Source organism: Psychrobacter sp. 1Y4, assembly GCF_051847555.1.
Genome location: NZ_JBPYDE010000586.1, coordinates 1 through 691, shown reverse-complemented (window position 1 = coordinate 691; position 691 = coordinate 1). Strand labels below are relative to the sequence as shown.

Sequence of the window (691 nt, the reverse complement as noted above, 5' to 3'; positions counted from 1 at the left end):
ATGCCTGTACCCAATAAATCGCGACGTCATCTCAGCGATCTGCTTACCCAAAATCCCTCTGGCGATGCCATTGCTATTGCGGATCACTGCTATGGTTGTACGGCGGGGCAGGGAAGTAGCTGCGGTGGTGCGTTAGAAGAAGAGACCGTAGAGCAGACGATAGCAGACACGACTGTTTAGACGCCCATATTTACCATTAAGGGTCGTTGATCATAAATAGTTGTTAGGCTATCGAGCTGGACAGCTGCGACAGACAAACATCACCAATTCAAGTGGAGTGAATCTCATGTCAAGATTGAATTTTTCAACAAAGACCTTGGTCGTGCAACCAATTATTGCGCTCGCGATTTTATCATCAAGCGCGGCTGCCTATGCAGATTTCAACCATCAAAGTTGGGATAGCTTATTAAATAAGCATGTCACCATGACCAATGGTGGTAAGGCTTCTGTGGTGAATTATGCGGGCATGCAAGCGGATAAGAGCAAGCTGGCAAGTTATCTTGATGCGGCGAGCAAAGTCTCTCAAGCAGAATTTAATCGCTGGAGCAAAAACGAGCAGTTGGCATTTTTGATCAATGTCTATAATGCAGGTACGGTCGATTTGGTACTCACGAAATATCCTAATATTAAGTCCATCAAAGACATTGGTGGGCTATTTGGCTCGCCGTGGAAGCAAGAGTTTATTCCACTG

At 45.7% G+C, this 691-nt stretch carries 1 protein-coding gene and 1 pseudogene; both read left to right on the top strand.

The features are described 5' to 3' along the window. Positions 1–180, top strand: a 180-nt coding sequence (locus ACS8FC_RS17730; RefSeq protein ID WP_439297758.1) for a DUF3641 domain-containing protein, incomplete at its 5' end; no start/stop codon positions are given. 106 nt (positions 181–286) lie between these two features. Continuing rightward, positions 287–691 (top strand): annotated as a pseudogene (locus tag ACS8FC_RS17725) (DUF547 domain-containing protein); the annotation flags it as partial.